Origin of the sequence: Veillonella sp. CHU732 (genome assembly GCF_003992085.1) — a bacterium.
Taxonomy (GTDB): Bacteria; Bacillota; Negativicutes; order Veillonellales; family Veillonellaceae; genus F0422.
In genome coordinates this window covers 1-626 of the sequence record NZ_RQVC01000037.1, presented here as the reverse complement: position 1 = coordinate 626, position 626 = coordinate 1, and the positions used below count along the sequence as shown (strand labels likewise).

General features: G+C 42.2%; 1 pseudogene. It reads left to right on the top strand.

What is annotated here, in order from left to right:
• Positions 1–626 (top strand): annotated as a pseudogene (locus tag EO121_RS08575) (hypothetical protein); the annotation flags it as partial.

The window sequence follows — 626 nt, the reverse complement described above, 5'->3', positions numbered from 1 at the left end:
AAAAATGTGAAGGTTACAGATGCTACGGTTGACCATGTAACAACATATACAGTAGATGCTATCGATACAACAGTAGCGGCTGGAGATGGACTTGAAGTAACTGGTGGTACGGAAGATACTAACAAAGTACGTGCTTACACAGTAGGATTGTCTGTAGATACAAAAGCTAAATTAGCGAAAGTAGACAACTTGGCTAACACAGTAGGCACAATTGGCGCTGACGGTCGTGATGGTAAAGCAGGTACTGGTAAAGAAGCTGCCGATGCAACTGCAGTGGCAGGTGACAAAGGCTTGACTGGCAAAGACGGCTTAAATGGTAAAGACTTAACATCTAAAGTGAATGCATTACGTAACGGCGAAGCTGGTACAGTGGTGTATACGGATGAAAATGGCAACCGTTTAGCAAAAGCTAACGATGGTCAATACTACCCAGCTACTAATGTAGATAAAGACGGCAATGTCTTGAACAATGCACAACCAGCAACAACTGTAGAAGCTCGTTTAGTAAATCCAGATGGTACAACAATTGGTGGTACAACTAAATTAAGCAACATTGCAGATGGTGAAATCAAAGCTGGTTCTACCGATGCGATCAATGGTGGCCAATTACATAGTAAATTAGCTGA